The organism is Bacillus sp. FSL W7-1360 (assembly GCF_038592975.1).
GTDB lineage: Bacteria > Bacillota > Bacilli > Bacillales > Bacillaceae_D > Shouchella > Shouchella lonarensis.
In genome coordinates, this window is the sequence record NZ_CP151950.1 from 1,805,830 (window position 1) to 1,827,319 (window position 21,490).

18 protein-coding genes are annotated in these 21,490 nt (G+C 42.5%); 7 read left to right on the forward strand and 11 right to left on the reverse strand.

Translation table 11 applies throughout. The features are described 5' to 3' along the window. Positions 1-76: 76 nt before the first annotated feature. Together NSQ26_RS09275 and refZ are read right to left on the reverse strand one after the other, a co-directional pair. The gene (locus NSQ26_RS09275; RefSeq protein ID WP_499717932.1) at positions 77-1,777 is read right to left on the reverse strand and encodes a septation ring formation regulator EzrA; all 1,701 of its coding nucleotides are present in this window, start codon (positions 1,775-1,777) and stop codon (positions 77-79) included. 252 nt (positions 1,778-2,029) lie between these two features. Further along, on the reverse strand, positions 2,030-2,668 hold the full coding sequence (gene refZ, locus NSQ26_RS09280; protein WP_499717933.1) for a forespore capture DNA-binding protein RefZ: 639 nt from the start codon (positions 2,666-2,668) through the stop codon (positions 2,030-2,032). 414 nt (positions 2,669-3,082) lie between these two features. On the opposite strand from refZ, the gene rpsD reads away from it, so the two are divergent. The 4 genes from rpsD to NSQ26_RS09300 all read left to right on the forward strand — a co-directional run bounded on the left by rpsD (position 3,083) and on the right by NSQ26_RS09300 (position 5,531). Continuing rightward, a complete protein-coding gene (gene rpsD / locus NSQ26_RS09285) occupies positions 3,083-3,685 on the forward strand; it encodes a 30S ribosomal protein S4 (RefSeq protein WP_090774313.1) in 603 nt (200 codons plus the stop codon). Positions 3,686-3,878: 193 nt separating this feature from the next. Continuing rightward, complete coding sequence (locus tag NSQ26_RS09290; protein ID WP_499717934.1) at positions 3,879-4,754, forward strand: Rpn family recombination-promoting nuclease/putative transposase; 876 nt, start codon at positions 3,879-3,881, stop codon at positions 4,752-4,754. A 118-nt stretch (positions 4,755-4,872) separates the two neighbouring features. Beyond that, entirely contained in the window at positions 4,873-5,070 is a 198-nt protein-coding gene (locus NSQ26_RS09295; protein ID WP_090774311.1) for a helix-turn-helix transcriptional regulator, read from the forward strand. Continuing rightward, positions 5,067-5,531 carry a hypothetical protein gene (locus tag NSQ26_RS09300; protein WP_499717935.1) on the forward strand — a complete coding sequence of 155 codons (465 nt, stop codon included), beginning with the start codon at positions 5,067-5,069 and terminating at the stop codon, positions 5,529-5,531. Before NSQ26_RS09295 ends, NSQ26_RS09300 begins: the two co-directional genes overlap by 4 nt. A 75-nt stretch (positions 5,532-5,606) precedes the next feature. Here the strand turns inward: NSQ26_RS09300 and tyrS are convergent, their stop codons facing one another. Further along, positions 5,607-6,851: a tyrosine--tRNA ligase gene (gene tyrS, locus NSQ26_RS09305; RefSeq protein WP_499717936.1), complete on the reverse strand. Its 1,245-nt coding sequence runs from the start codon at positions 6,849-6,851 to the stop codon at positions 5,607-5,609. 289 nt (positions 6,852-7,140) lie between these two features. On the opposite strand from tyrS, the gene NSQ26_RS09310 reads away from it, so the two are divergent. Then, entirely contained in the window at positions 7,141-9,621 is a 2,481-nt protein-coding gene (locus tag NSQ26_RS09310; protein ID WP_499717937.1) for a transglycosylase domain-containing protein, read from the forward strand. A gap of 270 nt (positions 9,622-9,891) precedes the next feature. Here the strand turns inward: NSQ26_RS09310 and NSQ26_RS09315 are convergent, their stop codons facing one another. Together NSQ26_RS09315 and acsA are read right to left on the reverse strand one after the other, a co-directional pair. Continuing rightward, complete coding sequence (locus NSQ26_RS09315; RefSeq protein WP_499717938.1) at positions 9,892-10,296, reverse strand: phage holin family protein; 405 nt, start codon at positions 10,294-10,296, stop codon at positions 9,892-9,894. A 75-nt stretch (positions 10,297-10,371) separates the two neighbouring features. Then, a complete protein-coding gene (gene acsA, locus NSQ26_RS09320) occupies positions 10,372-12,081 on the reverse strand; it encodes an acetate--CoA ligase (protein ID WP_499717939.1) in 1,710 nt (569 codons plus the stop codon). A 195-nt stretch (positions 12,082-12,276) separates the two neighbouring features. On the opposite strand from acsA, the gene NSQ26_RS09325 reads away from it, so the two are divergent. Both NSQ26_RS09325 and NSQ26_RS09330 read left to right on the forward strand, forming a co-directional pair. Beyond that, a complete protein-coding gene (locus tag NSQ26_RS09325; RefSeq protein ID WP_499717940.1) occupies positions 12,277-12,912 on the forward strand; it encodes a GNAT family N-acetyltransferase in 636 nt (211 codons plus the stop codon). Positions 12,913-13,017: 105 nt separating this feature from the next. After that, positions 13,018-14,202, forward strand: coding sequence for an acetoin utilization protein AcuC (locus NSQ26_RS09330; protein WP_499717941.1), 1,185 nt, complete (start codon positions 13,018-13,020; stop codon positions 14,200-14,202). 69 nt (positions 14,203-14,271) lie between these two features. Here the strand turns inward: NSQ26_RS09330 and ccpA are convergent, their stop codons facing one another. The 6 genes from ccpA to NSQ26_RS09360 all read right to left on the reverse strand — a co-directional run bounded on the left by ccpA (position 14,272) and on the right by NSQ26_RS09360 (position 21,487). Further along, a complete protein-coding gene (gene ccpA / locus NSQ26_RS09335; protein ID WP_090774289.1) occupies positions 14,272-15,279 on the reverse strand; it encodes a catabolite control protein A in 1,008 nt (335 codons plus the stop codon). A 168-nt stretch (positions 15,280-15,447) separates the two neighbouring features. Continuing rightward, complete coding sequence (locus tag NSQ26_RS09340) at positions 15,448-16,560, reverse strand: bifunctional 3-deoxy-7-phosphoheptulonate synthase/chorismate mutase (RefSeq protein ID WP_499717942.1); 1,113 nt, start codon at positions 16,558-16,560, stop codon at positions 15,448-15,450. A 168-nt stretch (positions 16,561-16,728) separates the two neighbouring features. Then, on the reverse strand, positions 16,729-17,169 hold the full coding sequence (locus NSQ26_RS09345; protein WP_090774285.1) for a YtxH domain-containing protein: 441 nt from the start codon (positions 17,167-17,169) through the stop codon (positions 16,729-16,731). Then, complete coding sequence (locus NSQ26_RS09350) at positions 17,162-17,614, reverse strand: DUF948 domain-containing protein (RefSeq protein WP_090774283.1); 453 nt, start codon at positions 17,612-17,614, stop codon at positions 17,162-17,164. Before NSQ26_RS09350 ends, NSQ26_RS09345 begins: the two co-directional genes overlap by 8 nt. 167 nt (positions 17,615-17,781) lie before the next feature. Beyond that, entirely contained in the window at positions 17,782-19,080 is a 1,299-nt protein-coding gene (gene murC / locus NSQ26_RS09355) for a UDP-N-acetylmuramate--L-alanine ligase (protein ID WP_499717943.1), read from the reverse strand. 238 nt (positions 19,081-19,318) lie between these two features. Further along, complete coding sequence (locus tag NSQ26_RS09360; RefSeq protein ID WP_499717944.1) at positions 19,319-21,487, reverse strand: DNA translocase FtsK; 2,169 nt, start codon at positions 21,485-21,487, stop codon at positions 19,319-19,321. Positions 21,488-21,490: the final 3 nt, after the last annotated feature.

A 21,490-nucleotide genomic window follows, 5' to 3' on the forward strand; every position in this document is an offset into this window, starting at 1 on the left:
TTATAACCGAAAACCCCTTACGCATGAAATGGAAAGGGGCTGAATCGAAAAAAACATGGCTGTTCATCCAAAAAGATCATTTTGTATTCAATAACTGAGTGACTTTCTGTACAACATCTCCATCGTAAGAAGCAACCGCTTCTTGTGCAACCTCAATCGCTTGCTGGTATTCATAGGCAAGAAAAGCCTGTTCCGCATGCAAAAGCCGTTCCCGTACTTCTGTGCTTTTACCACGATAGCGGTTGCTATATTGAATGACTTGTTCCGCTAATCTTGCGTCATTAATCAGCGTCTCAGCCTGCGTTGCATTGTCCTCGACTAGCGCAATGGCTTCATTTAACCATTGCTCAATCTTATCCATTTCTAGTGGTGTATGCGTCAACGCTTCCTTTGCTGTATTCACCTTCTGTTCAGCTTCATCGAGTGCTTCAATTAATATGACTGGCACACCAGGAATATTACTTTTATGCAACTTTCGCTTCGTCTCCAGCATGACTGTCCGTAAACGCGTCACGACCTCTTTTGCTTGCAACTCCTCTTTCCGCAAACACCGTAGCCGCTCAAGTCCTTGGGCAACTTTATCAGAAAGAGATTGCATTTGCTGCCGCCACAATACGGCTTTTTCATTTGTCGCGGTGAACGTCTCGTTTTCTGCTTCAGTCATATCTACAATCACTTGTAACTGCTGTTGATGTTGCATCAATTCTTTTCGGAGTAATTCGTGCAAATTTGCTTCAGCTTCAGACAACAAATAACTTTTCTTTACATGGATTGTCTCATTTAAAAGTGCGTCTAGTTGTCCTTTCACATTCGCTACAATTTCTTTGAAAGAAGGTAACATTGCTTGTAGCTGTTTTTGCGATTGCACTTCTTTTTCTAAAACCTCATACAAGTCTTCAATCTCTCGCTCGACTGCTGTCAAACGTGCTGAAGCCTCATCCACTTGCAACGCACCAATCTCGTTATACGCCACTTCAACAACAGACTGTAATGCGGCTACTTTTTCATCTAACCGAAACGAAGCTAAGTGGTAACCACTATCTTCCATCTGGCGGATCCCAACAATTAATTGACTCAGTTCATGCGGAAATGTCGTTTTTGCTTTCACAAGTAACGTTGGAATGACCGCCGCCTGTCCTTCTAGTTGAGAGAGGCGTTCAATCAACGCAATTAAAAGCGTTCTTGCTTGCAAATAATCCCCGTTTTCGGTCAATTGCTCAAACAATGCGAGTTGTTGCTTCATATCAGCCATTTCGGCATCAAGTGCTGACAAACTCTCACCAAAAGCCACCCGCTTTTGAATAAGCAAAGCCGATAATTTCCTATAGGAGGCGCGCACCCCTTCAATATCGGCACGATTTTCCTTCTCGGCTTCAACGAACTGACCAATTTCAGCAACCATCTTATCCAGTTGCACGTTTATTTCAGTCAGTTCTTGCTCCACTTCCGCAAGAGCGACTTTTGCTGCCTTCATTTTATACCTTGCAGTTAATGACTCTACTTCAACAAGCGCTTCTTCCAGGTTGGGCAAACGTACGTCAACAAGCTGATCCCACAAAGCACGCCAACTTTCAAATTGTTTTTCTGTTTGCCCAGACATTGTCAACTTCTTTACTTTAGCGATTTCTTCAGGAATATTCCGGTGGTATATTTCTAATCTTCGTTGATCAACGCGGTCAACCATTTTATGTACGCGCCTTTTCAATAAAACACCAACAACTGTCCCTACACATACGACAATTAATAAACCGATGATCATGACCGTGATATCTTTCACTCGAAACGCCCCTCTATGCTCTCTTTTATCTAAAGATTTCGCTTATATCCAAAAGTGTCTCTTAATATCTTAACATATGTGTACTCTATCATACCATGAACGCATGATTTTGTGGGCATATTCGCTTAACTGACGTTCGACAAATCTTTTTCATCCTAATGTAGATTTCCTGCTTATATCATAGAGAGAAGCTAAAAACACCCCTAGAGAATAGGGATGTTAAGCTGATCTCACCTTTTTTCATTTCTCATCCTAAAACAAAGATAACCCGACAGGTTCCTTTTGATTTGCGGACATTCCTAATAACGTTTTTAACCAAACAGTTACATGCTTCATATACCGTAACATAAAATTTGCGTCAGACGGCAATAGCTGAAATAATTCTCGTAAATATTGTGGCGATGTAAACGGCAAAATCATCATATTCCGCACTTGCACAATGAGTAAATCGAGTGGTTGCCTTTTGAAATGACCTTCTGCCATCCCTTTTTTTAATAACCTCTCTAAGAAATACTTTTCTTTTTGTAAATATGTGCTCATGACTTCTCGTACAAGAACCGAATCAAGTGTCATTTCCCGATGAACCATACGTGCAAGTAGATGGCATGACTGTTGATACTGGAGCACATTCCAAAAAACAGATTCAATGGCTGCCGCAGCATCGTTATTGTCTAGATGAATACTTTGCTCAATGGTTGCAATATACCCCTCAAAGAAATCTGTGACCAGTAACTCAAATAATGCACGCTTCCCGCCAAAATAATAGGAAATGAGTGAAACATTCACACGTGCTTCTTTGGCAATATCGCGTACTGATGTACCATGAAATCCATTTTTGTGAAACAACCTGACCGCAGCTTCTTTAATCGATGCACGTGTATCTTCTCTCATACACTTCGCCTCCCGACTTACATGCTCGTCCCTTAACGTATATATTCGCGCCAGGCAGCTTCCTTCCTCTGTTTACATACATGCATGGCGAGAAAACTTTTAGACAAATTATGCTCGCTCACGCCCTTTCTGACGAAGGATGCCACTGTAGAGAGGTGTATGTCGACAATGAAAACGAGTTGAAAACCTCTTGACAATATCTACGAAGTTAGCTATAATTGGTCGGTGTGAGTGACAGCCGGGACAAACGATTGCTTGTTCGATTCCATTCCTCAGCGGCTGTGTAAAATTTGAGGTGTATCGCGTAACTTCTAGCTGTCGAAGCGAAGATACATGAAGATGGAATCGCAGTATATTGGGATTGTCAACGAGGTTGTTATTTTGCAACATCAAAATAACAAGGAGGAGTCTACTATGGCTCGTTATACAGGTCCATCATGGAAACTGTCTCGTCGTCTTGGTGTTTCACTAAGCGGCACTGGAAAAGAGTTGGCAAAGCGCCCTTATGCGCCAGGTCAACATGGTCCAAATCAACGTAAAAAACTATCTGAATACGCATTGCAACTACAAGAGAAGCAAAAGCTTCGTCACATGTATGGTGTCAATGAGCGTCAATTCGTGCGCATCTTCAACGATGCTGGTAAAATGGCTGGTATCCACGGGGAAAACTTCATGGTTCTACTCGAATCACGTCTTGACAACCTCGTTTACCGTATGGGTCTTGCCCGCACACGTCGTGGTGCACGTCAACTTGTCAACCACGGTCACGTACTTGTCGATGGCAAACGTGTTGACATTCCATCTTACCGCATGAAGCCAGGTCAAAAGATCAGCTTGCGTGAACGCTCTCGCAACTTAACAGCTGTAAAAGAGTCTCTTGACGTAAACAACTTCACGCCAGCATTTGTTACATTCGATGCTGACAAGCTTGAAGGCACATTCGATCGTTACCCTGATCGTACTGAGCTTCCTGCTGAAATTACAGAAGCACTCATCGTTGAGTGGTATTCTCGTTAATGACCGAGAACAAGCCTTTCCTATTCGGAAGGGCTTGTTCTTTTATCTCTTATCCATTGTTCAACGTAGGAATATGTAAATAAACCTTATCAAAATGAATATTTTTAGCAGGAATTGAATGGTTCTTTGTCAAAGTATGAGACAGGTGTCATCGATACGCAAATCTTATACCTACCTGAAAGGAGCCCCTCTTATGCCCCCGCAACACCCGCCACACGACCAACTTTTCCGTCAACTACTCGACTACTTTTTTGCTGATTTTATGCAGGCATTTTTTCCAGACATCACTGAGAATATTGATTTGCACGCTCTCGAGCCTATATCAACCGACGCTTGGTTTTCCGGAGAACAAAAAGCACCACAGCGACCTGATTTTGTTGTGAAAACACGGTTGAAATCTGAAGATGTCGTCATCCTGGTTCACGTCGAGTCACAATCGAGCTATGACCCAAAATTTCATCAGCGCATGAGCGGCTATTATGCACGCCTACTCGATCGTTACCAATGCCCTATTTTACCGATTGCCATCTTTAGCTACAGAACACCAGATAAGGAACCTGAAACCAAGGTCCTTCATACAATTAATGGGAAAACTTATTTCGCTTTTACGTATGAAAGCTTGTTTTTAAAAAAGCTTTCTTGGCGAAATTTCATTGAGACAAAAAATCCTGCCGCTGCTGCATTATTGGCACTCATGGGGTATACTGAAGAAGAGAAAGTCGCATGTAAAAAAGCATTTTTGCGACTTCTATTGAAGTTAAAGTTGAAAGAAGAACACCGCGATCATGTCGTGAAGTTTTTCGATTCTTATCTCACATTAAACGAGAAGGAGGAATCAACATTGCGAGAGGAAATCAATCAATTACATCCAGAAGAAAGCGTCATGCTTGATGATTTTATGAATTCATATGAGCAATGGGGCTGGAAAAAGGGACGGGAAGAAGGTATCATCGAAACAGCAAAACGCATGATTGGTGAAGGAGTTGAAATTACTTTTATTGCGAAAGTAACGCAATTACCACTGGAAAAAGTGCGCGAATTGAAAAAAGAGGTGGAAACGGAGGATTAAATGTAGGATTAACAAGCCTTTCCCATTCGGAAGGCTTGTTTTTGTTTTGCTTGACATCACTTATCACGACATATATAATTTACATATGTCATATATAAATTGCACGAAAGGGAGACTCATGAACAAAGTTAAACTCGCCCGCCTCGAACAAGGCATGACACAAATGGATTTAGCAAAAGCCGTCGGCGTCACCCGACAAACGATTGGACTGATTGAAAAAGGACAGTACAACCCCACACTACAACTTTGCACAGCGATCGCGCGCGCATTACAAAAAACTTTAAATGACTTATTTTGGGAGGATGATTTACAGTGATACGTTCTTGGATTGGATGGCTATTACCTGAAGACGAATATAAGCGGCAGAAAGTGCTTTATTTTATCGCGGAAGGGGCGTTTTTGTCTTGTAGCATATTTTTTGCTGTGGGTATTTTCCTAATCTTATTTAATGCCAGTGACGACACGTGGCTTGCTACCTCCTTTTTATCCAGCATGATTTTCCCAGTGTATGTGACGATACGTTATACTTTATCCGGGATTGAATATGCCAATGTTGAAGATGAAAAGGACAAGAAAACGAAGAAAAAAACATTATTAAAGTCTACAATTGGCTTTTTCCTTATCTTTTTACTCTTCAACATTTTAACTAAACCACTTGGAGATGATAGCTGGTTAGATGTGATCATGGTTCCTATCCTGGTCTCTCTGTTTTGGTACATAATAGGATACGTCTCTCTCACCCGCTCCATCCGTAAAAACAAACAGCTAGACGAGTAATTTTCGTGTACGGAGTCCCTGATCCCCCTAACATTGGAAAGCGCACACTGTAGTAACAGTGCGCGCTCGCTCATTCTATCCTTCTAAAACCCTCATAAACTTACGCTTTCCAACTTGAACGATCATCCCATCCGTCATCGAGACAGTCATATGAATGTCGGTCACTTTTTCCTCATTAATCTTCACACCGCCACCTTGAATCATGCGGCGGGCTTCTCCTTTAGATGCTTGCATCTTTAATTGAACAAGCAAGTCGATGACAGGAACTTCTTTCTCTCCTGTCCACTGTACCTCGGGCATATCATCTGGGAGTGCCCGTTTTTGAAATACGGTCGTGAAATAATCTTTTGCCTCTTTTGCAGCTGCTTCGCTGTGATACATCTCAACCAACTTTGCCCCAAGCGCCATTTTTGCATCGCGCGGGTGCACCGTGCCATCTGCCAAGCCTCGTTCAAGTGCTTCCACATCTGCCATTGGTACGTCAGTCACTAACTGATAATATTTCACCATCAATTCATCGGGAATCGACATCGCTTTACCGAACATTTCATTTGGGGCTTCATCAATACCAATGTAATTTCCAAGTGACTTAGACATTTTCCGAACACCATCTAAACCTTCAATTAATGGTAGTGTCATGATGACTTGTTTTTCTTTGCCATATGTCTCTTGCAACTGCCTGCCCATCAACAAATTAAACGTCTGATCGGTTCCGCCAAGTTCGATATCCGTTCCCATTGCTACGGAATCATAGCCTTGCATCAATGGATAAAAGAACTCATGCACAGAAATCGGCTGCTCGTTTTTGTAACGCTGACTGAAATCTTCCCGCTCCAACATGCGCGCAACGGTGATTTGACCAGCTAATTTCAAGACATCATCAAACTTCAATTCACTTAGCCAAGAGGAATTATACAAAACCTCCGTTTTATCTATATCAAGCACTTTGCCATACTGCGCTACGTATGTACGAGCATTTTCCATCACTTGCTCATCTGTCAATGGTTTACGCGTTTCTGATTTTCCTGTAGGATCACCAACTTTTCCTGTAAAATCACCAATCACTAATTGAATATGATGCCCATATGATTGAAACTGACGTAACTTTTGCATCACGACCGTATGACCGAGGTGGACATCAGGTGCAGTTGGGTCCATACCCAACTTGATTTTTAACGGTCTACCTGTTCGCACACTTTCCTCAATTTTTTTACGAAAATCTTCTTTGGGTACAACCTCGACCACACCACGCATAAGTGCAGCAATTTGTTCATCTACAGCCTCTTGTTCTGCCCTTGTCAATGCTCGTTCTTCTGTCACCTTGATCTCTCCCTTTATCTCTACCGACACGATCTTCCATCGCATGATTGATCAACAAAGTTTTCTTTTATTGTTAACATATTCATTTTGTGGTGTCAATCTTTCAAAGCATATGCCATACACCTCCTTTCCCATTATGTTATACTGAAATCGATGCAAAATGTCTAGAACTGAGTCGATTCTTGCTTCGTCGTATGGTTCATAGGTATAATAAAAAGATCATTTATCCTCACGTTGCTTTTATACTAAAAATAAGTGTTACATTAAAACATCCTTTAGGGGGAAAACAATGAAAGAAATGCTCGCAAAATGTCGACATTACTGGCACACATTTATGCGCAAATTAGCGCGCATTCAATTCTTCCGCAAAGTCGAAATTACTTATCAAGTACTTTGGAACTTATGTCTCATTACCATCATTACTGGTTTTCTTTCACTCGTCTTTGCCGGTGCAGTTGCTGCAGGGTATTTTGCTTCACTTGTAAAAGATGAAATTGATTACAACGAAAATGATATGGTTGCCTTAGTAGAAAACTTAACCGAGACAAGTAAAATATATTGGGCAGGAGAACAATTTTTAGGAAACTTACGTAGCGATTTACAACGTGAGCGCGTCTCACTTGATAACATTGCCGAAGAAGTCAAATGGGCCATTATCGCTACAGAAGACGAACATTTTTATGAACATGACGGCATTGTGCCTAAAGCGTTATTACGGGCAACATTACAAGAATTAAGCAATTCATCTGTGCAAACAGGCGGAAGTACGCTCACACAACAATTAGTAAAACAACAAATTTTATCTAGTGAAGTTTCTTTTGATCGCAAAGCAAGTGAAGTCTTCCTATCTTTACGGTTAGAACATTTTATGTCAAAGGATGAAATTTTAGAGGCGTATTTAAACGTTGTGCCGTTCGGACGTAACGCCAATGGAACAAATATTGCCGGGATCGAGACCGCTGCACAAGGGGTGTTTGGGGTTTCTGCAAAAGAACTAAACTTACCGCAAGCTGCTTACTTAGCTGGCATGCCGCAAAGCCCCTTTGGTTATACTCCGTTCACAAAAGATGGTCAACTAAAAGACAAGAACGGCATGAAGCCAGGTTTTAAACGTCTGGAAACAGTGTTAGAGCGACTGCATGAAAAAGGATACATTACAGATGAGCAGTATGCAGAGGCAAGCAAATATGACTTGACAGCAGACTTTGCTAAGAAAGCACCGGACTCGATGCAAGAGTATCCACGTTTAACAACAGAAATTACAGAGCGAGCAACCGATGTTCTTGTAAAACAAAAAATCGCAGCGCGAAAAGGTTGGGACGATTTAAGTGACTCACTTAAAAAGATTGAACGAGACAAGTTTGCTGAAGAAGCCAAAAATGAGCTTGTCAATCAAGGTTATAAAGTCTACACCACAATTGACCACGATTTATACAAAGCCATGAATGAAGCTGCGGCAAGTGCAGATCATTTGTTTGAGCCTGATCGTGGCGGTATTAGAGAAGAGCTTGGTGCTGTATTGTTGCACAACCAAACTGGCGCAATTCTTTCGTTTGTTGGTGGGCGTGAAGAGTCTATTGAAGGTGACGTACTCAATCGTGCCACCCAGTCTTACAGACAAGCAGGATCAACAATGAAGCCGATACTTGCTTATGGACCGGCGATTGAAGCAGGGGTGACACAGCCAGGATTAGTTATCCCGGATACTCCGCTAAGCTACAGTAACGGTGACCCGGTGCGAAATTTCGACTTAGGTTACAAGAAAAATATTTCTGTACGTGAATCCCTGGTAAAATCTCGAAACACCCCTGCTGTTAGAGCGTATCGGGCAACACCAATTAGTATGAGAGAATCCGTCATTAAAAATGCAGGACTGGAAACACCATCTTTTAACGCTGCCACCATTACTGGGTTTGAATCTGCACCTCTCGGATCTGTTGAAATTACTGTCGAACAAAATGCCAGCGCCTTTAGCACGTTTGCTAATAATGGTGTTCGCCACGAACCATACATGATTGAACGAATCGAAACGAGTACAGGAGAAGTCGTTTATGAACATGAAGACAAGCAATATACTGTCTTTAGTCCACAAACAAGCTACCTTGTCACAGATATGTTGCGTGACGTGATGTGGAATGGGACAGGTACACATGCTCGTCCTAAATTTTCTGCTGATTGGGCGAGTAAAACAGGAACAACGAATGCAAACCGCGATTCTCTCTTTGTCGCCACAAATCCAAATATTACTTTAGCACTTTGGAATGGATTTTCGGGAAAAGAGCTTTCTTTAAGTCCCACTTATGGTGGCGGCACAGGGCAGCGCACACAAACCATATGGACAAGACTAGCCAACGCCGCCTACAACGTCAATCCATCCTTAATGTCTGCGAATGGCAAGCGTTTCACTCAACCTGGTGGTTTGACACGCAGAAGCGTCTGTGCCATTACTGGGGGACCACCAAGTAAAGCATGCGAAGCATTAGAACTTGTCACCTCCGACTTGTATGCTAGTCATATGGTTGGAAAAATTGATGGACTTAGTCCGTTCCAAGCACAGTTAAAGCAACAGAATGAATTAGAAAAGATCGAGAAAAAGCAAAAGGAAGAAGAAGAGAAGGAAAAGAAAGAGGAGGAAAAGAAGAAAAGACGCGAAGAAGAAGAAAACGATGGAGATACATCGGATAATGCGGCAACTGAGGAAAATGAAGATAACCAAGAGGATGGAGAAGTCGACAGTGATGTAAACGATTCTGCGTCTGACAATGACTAGGATAGACGTATAGACCATCCTCTTATAAGAAAAACCATGGAAAAGATGAATTTCTTTCCATGGTTTTTGTGTGGGGACTTCATTCGTACCATTATTCTGCCTAGCATTTCACATACGATCATCTTACTGTTATATACATCTCGTGTTTCACTATGGTAACAATTAATAATTAATCGCTAAATTATATTACCATCTAAAAAAGAGGGGGAACTAAGTAAGTCCACTCCTCTTTTCACATTTAGCAATTGCTTCCCTTACCCATATGTATCATCAACCCATTCCTTCATCCTTGCTACCAGGCTGCATGACCTTCAGTTTTTTAGCTAGTTTTGTTGGTATAGCTACCCCCATCTCAGCTAGATTTTCTAAAATCGAAAGTCCCTCTGTACAAATGTAGAACACGACTGTTGCATATGTAATCGCTCCGCCCATATCTAAAACTTGATCAATCACATTTGCAAGTACGATCACGACTAGTACGAGCAACTTACGTGAATAGCCAAGTAGGCTCTGCTTACTTTGCAGTTCGCCCTTTTTAATTGCCTTAATAACACCTGTCACAATATCCAATACCATTACAAGCAACAGTAAATCTAAAAATTTTACCCCTCCAAAAAGGTACAGTTGTGCCACCTCAAAATTTTCCGCGGCAAAGAATGATAATAATTTCTCCAAACCTCATACATCCTTTCTCTTCTACATCTTTTAATTCCAAGCCTTAAAAATGGAGGGCTCTCCGCCCCCCCATCTTCAATCATCCATCGTCGACAAATCCCCAGTTGGCAAGTTTAACTCCCACGCTTTTAACACGCGTCGCATAATCTTGCCACTCCGCGTTTTCGGCAAAGACGCGCGACATTCAATTTCACGTGGCGCGGCATGTGCAGCTAAATTGTTTCTCACAAACACCCGGATCTCTTCGTCTAGTTCATCTGTCATTGTGTAACCAGCGCGTAAAGCAATAAACGCTTTGATGATCTCACCACGCACGGGATCCGGTTTTCCAATCACACCTGCTTCTGCGACGGCAGGATGCTCAATCAATTTACTTTCTACTTCAAACGGACCGACTCTTTCACCAGCCGTCATAATGACGTCATCCACTCGCCCTTGAAACCAAAAGTAGCCATCTTCATCCATGTAAGCAGAGTCACCGGATACATACCAATCACCCGGTATAAAATAACTCTCATATTTCTCCTTGTTATTCCAAATTGCCCGCATCATCGATGGCCATCCGGCTTTGAGTGCTAAATTCCCCATGCGGTTCGGTGGTAATTTTTTTCCTGCATCATCGACAATCGCCGCTTCCACCCCAGGTATCGGTTTCCCCATTGAGCCGAGGCGAATATCCATCGTAGGATAATTACAAATCATTTGTGCCCCGGTTTCAGTCATCCACCACGTATCGTGAATACGCTTACCAAATACATCCATACCCCAGCGAATGACTTCTGGGTTTAATGGCTCCCCTACACTTAACACATGACGCAAAGATGACAAGTTATGCTGTGCTACAAGCGCATCCCCTGATCCCATCAGCATGCGAAATGCCGTTGGCGCGCTATACCATACCGTCACCCCATAGCGCTCAACCACTTCATACCAATCTCGTGGTGAAAAGCGCCCGCCCCGGACAACCGTTGTCGCTCCAGCTAACCACGGCGCAAAAATCCCATATGACGTACCTGTTACCCAACCGGGGTCAGCGGTACACCAATAAACATCGCCTTCTTGCAAGTCTAGCACTGTTTCCGCCGTATGAAGGTGCTGAACCATCGCACCATGAGCATGTAAGACACCTTTTGGTTTGTCTGTTGATCCCGATGTATAATGTAAAATCAAGCCATCTTCTTTATCGACCCACGTAATCTCTAATTCATTACTCGCTGCGGATAGACGTGTCTTATAATCCAAAAAAGAACCGTTGTCTTCGTATGAATCGGCAACGACAAGTACCGTTTCTAACGCCGGTAAGTCGTCAAATGGGACGCGCTCCAATAAATCGGGGGTCGTTAATAACACTTTTGCACCACTATCTTGCAAACGATCGTATACAGCACTCTCCATAAATGCTTCAAATAGCGGACCAACAATGGCGCCTAATTTCAGCGCACCAAGTATCCCTGTATATAACTCTGGTGTGCGCGGCATAAATACAAACACACGATCTCCTTTTGTCACACCGACCTCTTTTAACACATTTGCCGCTCTATTTGATTCGCAACGTAGATCACGAAACGTATAAGACACTTTTCTCGTCTCATCACTGTAATGAAGTGCCACTTGATCTGCTTTCAGTCCTGCTACATGTCGGTCAACTGCCTCGTAAGCCATATTTACCTTTCCAGTCTTATACCAGGAAAACTGCTTTTCTACTTGTTTCCAATCAAACGTTTTCACAAAATGATCATAATCCACCATGTTATGGTTAAGGACACTCTTAGGAAGCGCTTTCATATTTTTCTATCCCTACCCTTCTTTTCGATTTAAACTGGCTACATTCCCGTGCATTCATTATAGTACACGTCCAACTTTGTTTCAAATAGAATGTATACACTTCTTATTTCGTCTGAATACGTGTATACTAAATAAAGAAGAACGCTTTCATCTTTGCTTGGGCAAAAAAGCATGCTTTTACAATGAGGTGAGCGCTTGAACCATCCGAAGAAAACATTTCAAGAGTCTTATGTTTATCCAAATGGTACACTCATCATTGAAGGACCACTTACACAACAAACATTGGCTAGCTATCGTTTTCATGCTCGTTTAACTTCTTTTCGTCCAGCACCTGCACAAAAAGATGCGTTACTCAAAATCACTACTTTACCTGAAGGACGGGTCATTGTCGTACGTGATCAAGACACAATTGTTGGCTATGTGACATTTGTTTATCCTGATCCACTAGAACACTGGTCAAAAGGAAATATGGTGGACTTGTTGGAACTGGGTGGCATTGAAATTGCCCCTGATTATCGAGGTTATGGGTTAGGCAAAGCACTGTTACGCCTTTCAATGGCAGATGAAGCGATGGAGAATTATATTGTCATCACGACAGAATACTATTGGCATTGGGATTTAAAAGGAAGCGGTTTGGATGTTTGGCAGTACCGTACAATGATGGAAAAAATGATGAATGCTGGCGGACTCGTTTGTTTTACAACCGACGACCCCGAAATTAACTCACACCAAGCCAATTGCTTGATGGCAAGGATTGGGGAAAATGTACCTTCAGACTCGATTGAATCTTTTCATCGTCTTCGGTTTTCAAACCGCTTCATGAACGAATAAATGAATCTTTGCAGGACGAAGGAGGTGGGCGGTCTGCTCATCCTTGCAGCAGATCAACATCATGCATCCATTATACAAGTTCTGTCTATCTGCAGGTGATCAACGATGAAAAAAGAAGCAGCCCTCATTTATAGTGGGCACGGTCCCCGTTATGCGTTTCATGACCAACACCCCTTTCACCCTATTCGACTAGAAGTGACCTATGCACTCTTATGCGCACTAGGTGCTGTTCACCCATATACACCAATATTTAGTCCTTATCATGCCAGTGAAGACACCCTTTCCCTTGTTCATGACCGCGATTATATCGCTGCTGTTCAAAAAGGAGGAAAAGGAATTTTATCAGAAAAAGATGCAGCAATATACGGACTCAACACAGAGGATACCCAAATATTCCCACATATGCACGAGGCGGCAAGTTATCTTGTTGGCGGCACATTACGCGCTTGTGATGCGGTACTACGTGACGAATATGAGCATGCCTTTCATCTCGGTGGTGGTTTACACCACGGCTTGCGTGGACGGGCTTCTGGCTTTTGCATCTACAACGACGCCGCAATTGCTATTGCTCATATGCGACAACAATATGACGTCCGTATCCTCTATGTCGATACGGATGCTCATCATGGAGACGGTGTGCAATGGGCTTTTTATAATGATCCAAACGTATGTACCATTAGTATTCACGAAACAGGTCGCTATTTGTTCCCTGGAACAGGTCACGTCATTGAAAAAGGCGTCGGACAAGGCTATGGCACAACCATTAACATCCCACTTGATGCCTATACAGACGATGATTCTTTTTTGTCAATATATGAAACCGCTTTCCAAGAGGTGGTTTCCGTTTTTAAACCTGACATCATCTTGACCCAAAATGGCGTTGATGCCCACTACTATGATCCTTTATCGCATTTACGTGTATCAATGAAAACGTATAAAGCAATACCTAAACTAGCTCATGAATTGGCTCACCAATATTGTGACGGACGCTGGGTTGCGCTCTGTGGTGGTGGTTATGATCATTGGCGCGTCGTTCCTCGCGCATGGTCGCTCATTTGGCTTGAAATGACAAATCAAACAGCGCTTACGAAAGGTCCGTTACCAGAAAAATGGATCCAACGTTTTCGAACTATGGCAATAACAGCACTTCCGACTTGTTGGGATGATGAACCTTTCCCGACCATCGCACGTCAAAAAGAGGTCACCGCGATAAATGAAGCCACTTTAGAAAAAGCGTTGTCATTGATTCGGAGAAAAACGAGTCATATAGAAAATCAAACACAAAGATAACCTGTCGAACTTACAACACAAATCCTACCCTTAAAAATTTCGGGGTAGGATTTGTATGTACAGATCACTTTAAGATAAAGATTTTGTAGAACCTCGGCTTTCTAGCCGATGCGGCAAGCAAACCGTGTGCTCACTTACCTCTTCTTTGTTCATATACTTTGTTAGCAATCGCATGGACACTGCGCCAATATCGTATAACGGCTGGACAACGGTTGATAATGTCGGACGCACCATTGTCGCTAAACGCGTATCATCAAATCCGACCACTTCCAAGTCTTCTGGCACGCTGCGACCGCTATCTTGTGCACCGTGAATGACACCAAGTGCCATTTCATCGTTTGAAGTAAAGATCGCCGTTGGTGGTTGTGCAAGCGACATAAATGTCCCCACTGCCTCCACCCCGGAATCATGCGTATAATCACCAATGATTACAAGGTCCTCAGAAAAGGCAATACCTGCCTGTTCAAGCGCTTCCCGATAACCTGCAAATTTTTGATAACCATTAATTGGATCTTCTAATGGTCCACTTAACATCCCGATACGCTTATGCCCCTGTTCAGTTAAAAAGGAAATGGCGTCATTGACAGCTTGCTTATAGTCAATATTCACGGAAGGAAATTCTTCTTTCGGATCAATTGTCGCCGCCAATACAACAGGGACAGGAGAGCGACGCAACTGTTCTGCATGCTCATCTGTAATTTCTCCACCCATAAAAACAATGCCATCCACTTGTTTTTCAAGCAATGTATTGATCAAATGGATCTCTTTTTCCTTATTTTGATCAGAGTTACATAAAATAATATTGTACTTATACATCGTGGCAATATCTTCAATTCCTCGCGCCAACTCGGCGAAAAAAATGCTGGAAATGTCAGGGATAATGACACCTACAGTCGTTGATTTTTTACTTGCCAAACCACGTGCAACTGCATTTGGTCGGTATCCTAACCGCTCAATTGCTGCTAATACCTTTTTTCGTGTTGTCGGTTTCACATTCGGGTTACCGTTTACCACACGGGAAACAGTGGCCATTGAAACGCCAGCTTCTCTTGCTACATCATAAATGGTTGGGTTCATATCATTATGCTGCCATGCAGCGCTATCCTCACTTTCTCTTAAAAAATCAGTCCACTCTTCTTATATCCATAAAAAATGATTCATTCTATCATAAGGCAACAAATGTTTGTAGCAATCAAAATATGAATGCCTTTTATTTACGCATTATTTTATCCACTTCTATTATTTTTAAACATAGCGATCACATGCATCAGCATTCGTATCTCTCTCACGATAAAGACCTGATGCAATTAATGCATCTAAGAACTGATGGAACTGTGCAATATCTAGCTGCTGTGCAGCATCAGAAAGTGCCACCGCTGGATCTGGGTGAACTTCTACCATCACCGCATCAGCCCCAATTGCAAGCGCCGCTTTCGCAAGTGGCAACACGAGATCACGTCGCCCACCTGAATGGGTCACATCTACCATCACAGGTAAGTGCGTCTCTTGTTTCAAAATCGATACAGCTGAAATATCTAACGTATTTCTCGTTGCCTTTTCATACGTGCGAATGCCTCGTTCACATAAAACCAACTGTTCATTTCCTTGCGTAACAATATACTCTGCTGCGTGGATAAATTCTTCGATTGTCGCTGCTAAACCCCGTTTCAATAGCACTGGCTTCTTCATCGCACCAGCTTCTTTCAATAAAGCAAAGTTTTGCATATTACGGGCACCAATTTGAATCATGTCCACATACTCACACGCAATCTCCATATGTGCAGGTGTGACAATCTCACTAATCACCGCCATATCCAATTCATCAGCTACACGTTTTAAAATCTTTAAACCGTCTACACCCAGCCCTTGAAAATCATATGGTGACGTTCGCGGTTTGAACGCGCCTCCACGCAGCAGACGTTCGCCACGTGCGCGCATTGCCTTCGCAACTTCAAATACTTGCTCATAACTTTCTACTGCACACGGACCGAAAACAAATCTTTGTTCCCCGTCACCTATTTTTTCTCCTTTAATTTCAACCATTGTATCTTCTGGCTGCCGTTTTCGAGAGACAAGTAATGCCTTACTATGGTCATCCTCTTGCAGATCGAGGCTCGCTTTAAAAATTTGTTTAAATAAATGTTGCATGGTCGTTGTCGGAAATGGACCACGATTGTGCGTCGCAATAAGATCAAGCATGACCCGCTCACGAATAGGATCATATCGTGTCATGCCTTGTTCACGTTTTATTTCCCCAATTTGCTGGACGATCTCAGCACGCATATTAATTTGTTCCAAAATCGCTAAATTGACACGATCCAGCGATTCCCTTAATTCTTCTAGCTGCTCATGATTCATCCATTCGTCACCTACATCTTGTTTTTACGTTATCATATCACAAAATGGATAGAAAAGGGACGCCACGATACCAAAATACGGTATTTAAATGACAAAATCGTGAATAACCACACAAAAAAGGCGTGTCATCTCGTAATAAGACGACACACCCTCCTCATTTTTATGAAATTATTTTGCTCTCCCACCGACTTCTTGCGCAACCTTCTCGCCGGTCTCTCTCATGACATCACCCATCTCTTCCCCTGCATCGTCAACTGTTTCTTTCATATCACTCACAAGACTGACTGTTTCCTCACGTTGCTTATGCGCAGATTCCTTCGCTGCAGCACTGACGTTTTTCACAATCTCTGCCACTTGTTGCGATTGATCTGATACTGTTTTGGCAAGCGCTGATGACTTCTCCTTTGCAACATCAATCCAGGCACCGCTCTTATCTCGTACATCAGAAGACAATTTTATCGTTTTATCCTTAACAAATTGCGCTTGTTCCGTCAGGTCCCCACGCAACTCTTTTCCGGACTTCGGTGCAAGGAAAAGTGCCGTCGTTGCTCCAACAATCCCCCCAATTAATGTCCCGATCAAAAAATCTTTCGTATTCATCTCACCCATGCTGACCTTCTCCTTTCTCTTTTGCCTCTTTTTGTGCTTTTCGTGCTTTCAACTTTGTATAAAAATCTAAAACAGCTTGTCCCCACTGTACAGCTTGTGAAACTGTTTTAGCATTTTTACTCGTTTGCTCACTAATTGTCACTGATGCTTGCCGAACAGACTGATTGACTGTCTTCACCGCATCACCGAGCTCTTGCGCTGACTCAAATAAATGATGTATTGCATCAGATTTGCGCTTCACATCGTCAGCAAGCACATTTGTTTTCTTTAATAACTGCTCCGTTTCAGATGAGACACCTTCCAGCTGCTGTTTTAATGCTTCCACAGTTGCTGATGTGTGCTCCAGCGTTTTTGTCGCTTTACGCGTTGCTTGAATTAAATATATGCATAGCAACGCAAAACTCAATGCAACAACCGCTGTGCTTCCATATAAGATCCATTCCACCTAACTTCTCCCCTTTTGCTACACGCTTCTCGGTCAACAATCGTTTTCCTAAAAAAATAAAAAGGAGCAAATCTCCTTAATTATAATACTTCGCGATCGTGCGTATCGTTTCCTCCCTGTTTAAAAAAACAAGGAGAAATCATTTGCACGATGCGCTACTGTTATTCTCATGATGAAAGTTTTTCATATGCCTGCTGGTATCTTTGTATATCTCCTGCTCCCATGAAAAGAAGGACATCATTTTCGTGTCTCTTTAATAATTGTATGTTATCTTCGCCCAACAACTCTGCGCCTCTAATTAATTCTTGTAATTGTTCAATCGAAAGAGAACCGGTACACTCCCTCGCTGACCCGAAAATATCACATAAATATACGCGGTCTGCTTGACCTAACACTGCGGCAAATTCATGCAAAAACGTTTTGGTTCGTGTATACGTATGCGGTTGAAAAATAGCTGTCACTCCACGGTTCGCATATTTCTTCTTTACAGCATCAATTGTTACTGCGATTTCCGTTGGGTGATGTGCATAATCATCAATCAAAATCTGTGATCCGTGATTTTTTTCGCTAAAGCGACGCTTGACGCCAGAGAATGTCATTAAATGTGCCACAATTTCGTCGTATGATATTTGTTCATAATGACACAACGCAATGACTGCCATCGCATTTCTTACATTATGTTCACCGTAACCTGGAATCGTAAACGCACCATATAAGTCACCACGTACATAGACATCAAATGTTGTTCCTTTTGATGTGCTTTGTACATTTCTTGCTTGATAATCGTTTCCGTCACCGATGCCATAATAGAGCGTTGGGACATTTGCTTGTAGTTGCAGCAAATGTGGATCATCGCCACAAGCAACAATCGCTTTTTTTATTTGCATCGCCATTGTTTGAAATGCACATACGACATCATCAATGCTCTTAAAATAATCGGGATGATCAAAGTCAATGTTTGTCATGATGCAATAGTCAGGTGAATAGTGTAGAAAGTGACGTCGATATTCACAAGCTTCAAATACAAAATAAGTGGATTGCTTTGTTCCTTTTCCAGTACCGTCTCCAATTAAAAATGATGTTGGCTTCACTGCGCCAAGCACATGAGACAATAGTCCGGTCGTAGATGTTTTCCCGTGCGATCCAGTAACAGCAATACTTGTAAACTGCTGTATAAATTCCCCTAAAAAGTGAGGATAAACTTGTGCCTTTACATTTAACTCACGCGCTCGTACGAGTTCATCATGATCTTCACCATAAGCAGCGGAGAAAATAACTTGCTGTCCTGTTTTAATATTATCCTTAGAAAAGGGTAACAAAGGAATCCCTTTTTTCTCAAGTGGTTTTTGCGTAAAAAACGTCTTTTCAATATCTGATCCTTGGACATTCTCGTTTAAGTCATCCAATATTTGCGCCAATGCACTCATACCTGCGCCTTTTATCCCTGTGAAATGGTAGGTTTTCAAAGGTGAAGCCTCCAATCTTAACAACTAGTCAAAGTATTCATCTAAAAATAAGCTTTGTGATGCTGCTAGGACGGCTGGACACTACACGGACATATACCGCGCGTACCTTTTTACAATAGTATATGTAGCAATCAAAAAAAGGTCCAACACTTTCCTCTTAACAAGCATACATCGCTTACCCTTTCATATCATATAGAACTTTGCGGTTTTTCTCAAGTCGCAACCAATAACATGGAAGTTACACCTTGTTATTCTTATGAAAGTCCTCTCCTAACTCTTCGTGTAATTGCTCCTCTGTGATCAGCACTGTGCGTGGTTTACTGCCCATCGCTTCTGACACAATCCCCCGCATTTCCAGCATCTCAACCAAGCGCGCAGCCCGATTATAACCGACACGAAAGCGACGTTGAATACTAGAAGCAGACGTGTTCCCATGCGACACAACAAAATGAGCCACTTCAGAAAATAAAGGGTCTGTTTGTTCTTCTTCACTACTTGCTTGAGCTTTTGCGATCGATGATGTATCTAGCATATATTGTGGCTTTCCGTGGCGCTTTACATGCGACACCACCGCGGCAATTTCTTCATCAGAAACAAATGTTCCTTGCACACGGACTGGCTTTGCTTGACCATTTTCATGGAAAAGCATATCCCCTTTCCCAAGTAAACGTTCCGCACCGCCCATATCAAGGATTGTGCGTGAATCAGTTTGGGAGGCCACTGCAAAGGCAATCCGAGTGGGGATGTTCGCTTTAATTAACCCTGTAATCACATCAACGGATGGACGTTGCGTCGCAAGTAAAAGGTGAATTCCACACGCCCGTGCCTTTTGCGCGATACGACAAATCGCCTCTTCAACTTCTTGAGGTGCGACCATCATTAAATCAGCCAGCTCATCAATGACAACTAGAATGTACGGCAACACAGCAGACGGATGTTTTTGATTGTAGCCAGCAATATGGCGCACACCTTCCGCACGAAATTGCTCGTACCTCCTTTCCATCTCCTGTACAACCCATTTCAATGCCGTCGTGGCATGTTTTGGATCGGTCAATACAGGCGCAAGTAAATGAGGAATATCTTGATAAGGAGAAAGCTCAACCATTTTTGGATCGATGAGTAACAACTTCACATCTTTTGGTGATGCCTTGTAAAGTAAACTAATTAGTACAGAATTAATGCATACACTTTTTCCAGATCCAGTTGCTCCCGCTACCAAACCATGTGGCATGTTGCATAAGTCTGTGACTACAGGTTGACCAGCAATGTCTAAACCAAGCGCTACCGAAAGTGGTGAGGTTGCTTGTCTAAACACACCCTGCCGTAAAATTTCCCGCAACATGACCGGGGCAGAAACACGATTCGGCACTTCGATACCAATGGCATTTTTACCGGGAATTGGCGCTTCAATACGAATATCTTGTGCCGCTAGCGCCAGTTTCATGTCATCAATTAAATTCGTAACTTTATTGACTTTCACACCTTTTGCGGGTTGGACATCAAAACGCGTCACAGCCGGTCCTTTTGTACTCGCAACCACTTTTGCATCAACATGAAAACTCGTTAAAGTCTCCTCTAACAACACGGCTTGTTCGTTGATCTCATCTGGATTCTCTTCTACACGTTGAGACGGGACATGCAATAAATGCATAGGTGGCGCATCATATGTGTCCGCTTGTTGACGGCGGTCTTCTGGAAGCATCAACACATTATAAGGGATCTTCAACGATTTTTCTTTTGAAGACTCTTTTTTCACACGCTCGCTTGCATGTATCATCTTCTGTCGGTCATGCCGTTCAGTGTCTCGTTTCCTTTCCGTCTTATTCGACACATTTTTTTCTGTACATACTTCTTTTTCTTGATTCCGCTTTTGACCACGCAATTCATTCTCATTAGGTGAAGAAAGCGTTTGATGAGGGGGGAGTACAGGGGAAGGCGCCTCTACAGATGTTGCACTCTCACTTAGCGTAACATCAACTGCGTTCCTCTCATAAAACGTATCTTTCACCTGTTGTTCGAGATTAGCCGTATGCACACTTTCATGCTGTCGTTTATCCACATGCTTTTCTCGTTCTTTCAAAAGAGATGTTGTTTCGTGTGTCGTTGTTTTAATTTTTTTTTGCAATCCGTGAATTGGCGAGGGGCTGTCTGATGGCACAAAATGACCTTGAAACCAATCTTTATTCTTTTCTAAAGAAACGGCTGATCGTTTAGGCATTTCATCGTTCCCTACTTCACTCCTAACCGTGGCCGATGTCCGTTTTACATCCGAACGCGCATAATGATATGTCATTCGTGCTTCTTCCAGTTCCACTCTTTGCGTACGTTTAATCGAAACTTCTTCAACCTTTTTTTCGTCTTCTTTTAAGCTCTTTAGCCAATGCAACCACTTGTCCCAAATCGCCATTCA

Bases quoted from the DNA above. Each gene is read 5' to 3' on its own strand.
- refZ (WP_499717933.1), bottom strand. From the start codon at position 2,668: ATGAGAGAAGATACACGTGCATCGATTAAAGAAGCTGCGGTCAGGTTG.
- rpsD (WP_090774313.1), top strand. From the start codon at position 3,083: ATGGCTCGTTATACAGGTCCATCATGGAAACTGTCTCGTCGTCTTGGT.
- NSQ26_RS09290 (WP_499717934.1), top strand. From the start codon at position 3,879: ATGCCCCCGCAACACCCGCCACACGACCAACTTTTCCGTCAACTACTC.
- NSQ26_RS09295 (WP_090774311.1), top strand. From the start codon at position 4,873: ATGAACAAAGTTAAACTCGCCCGCCTCGAACAAGGCATGACACAAATG.
- NSQ26_RS09310 (WP_499717937.1), top strand. From the start codon at position 7,141: ATGAAAGAAATGCTCGCAAAATGTCGACATTACTGGCACACATTTATG.
- acsA (WP_499717939.1), bottom strand. From the start codon at position 12,081: ATGAAAGCGCTTCCTAAGAGTGTCCTTAACCATAACATGGTGGATTAT.
- NSQ26_RS09330 (WP_499717941.1), top strand. From the start codon at position 13,018: ATGAAAAAAGAAGCAGCCCTCATTTATAGTGGGCACGGTCCCCGTTAT.
- ccpA (WP_090774289.1), bottom strand. From the start codon at position 15,279: ATGAACCCAACCATTTATGATGTAGCAAGAGAAGCTGGCGTTTCAATG.
- NSQ26_RS09340 (WP_499717942.1), bottom strand. From the start codon at position 16,560: ATGAATCATGAGCAGCTAGAAGAATTAAGGGAATCGCTGGATCGTGTC.
- NSQ26_RS09345 (WP_090774285.1), bottom strand. From the start codon at position 17,169: ATGGGTGAGATGAATACGAAAGATTTTTTGATCGGGACATTAATTGGG.
- NSQ26_RS09360 (WP_499717944.1), bottom strand. From the start codon at position 21,487: ATGGCGATTTGGGACAAGTGGTTGCATTGGCTAAAGAGCTTAAAAGAA.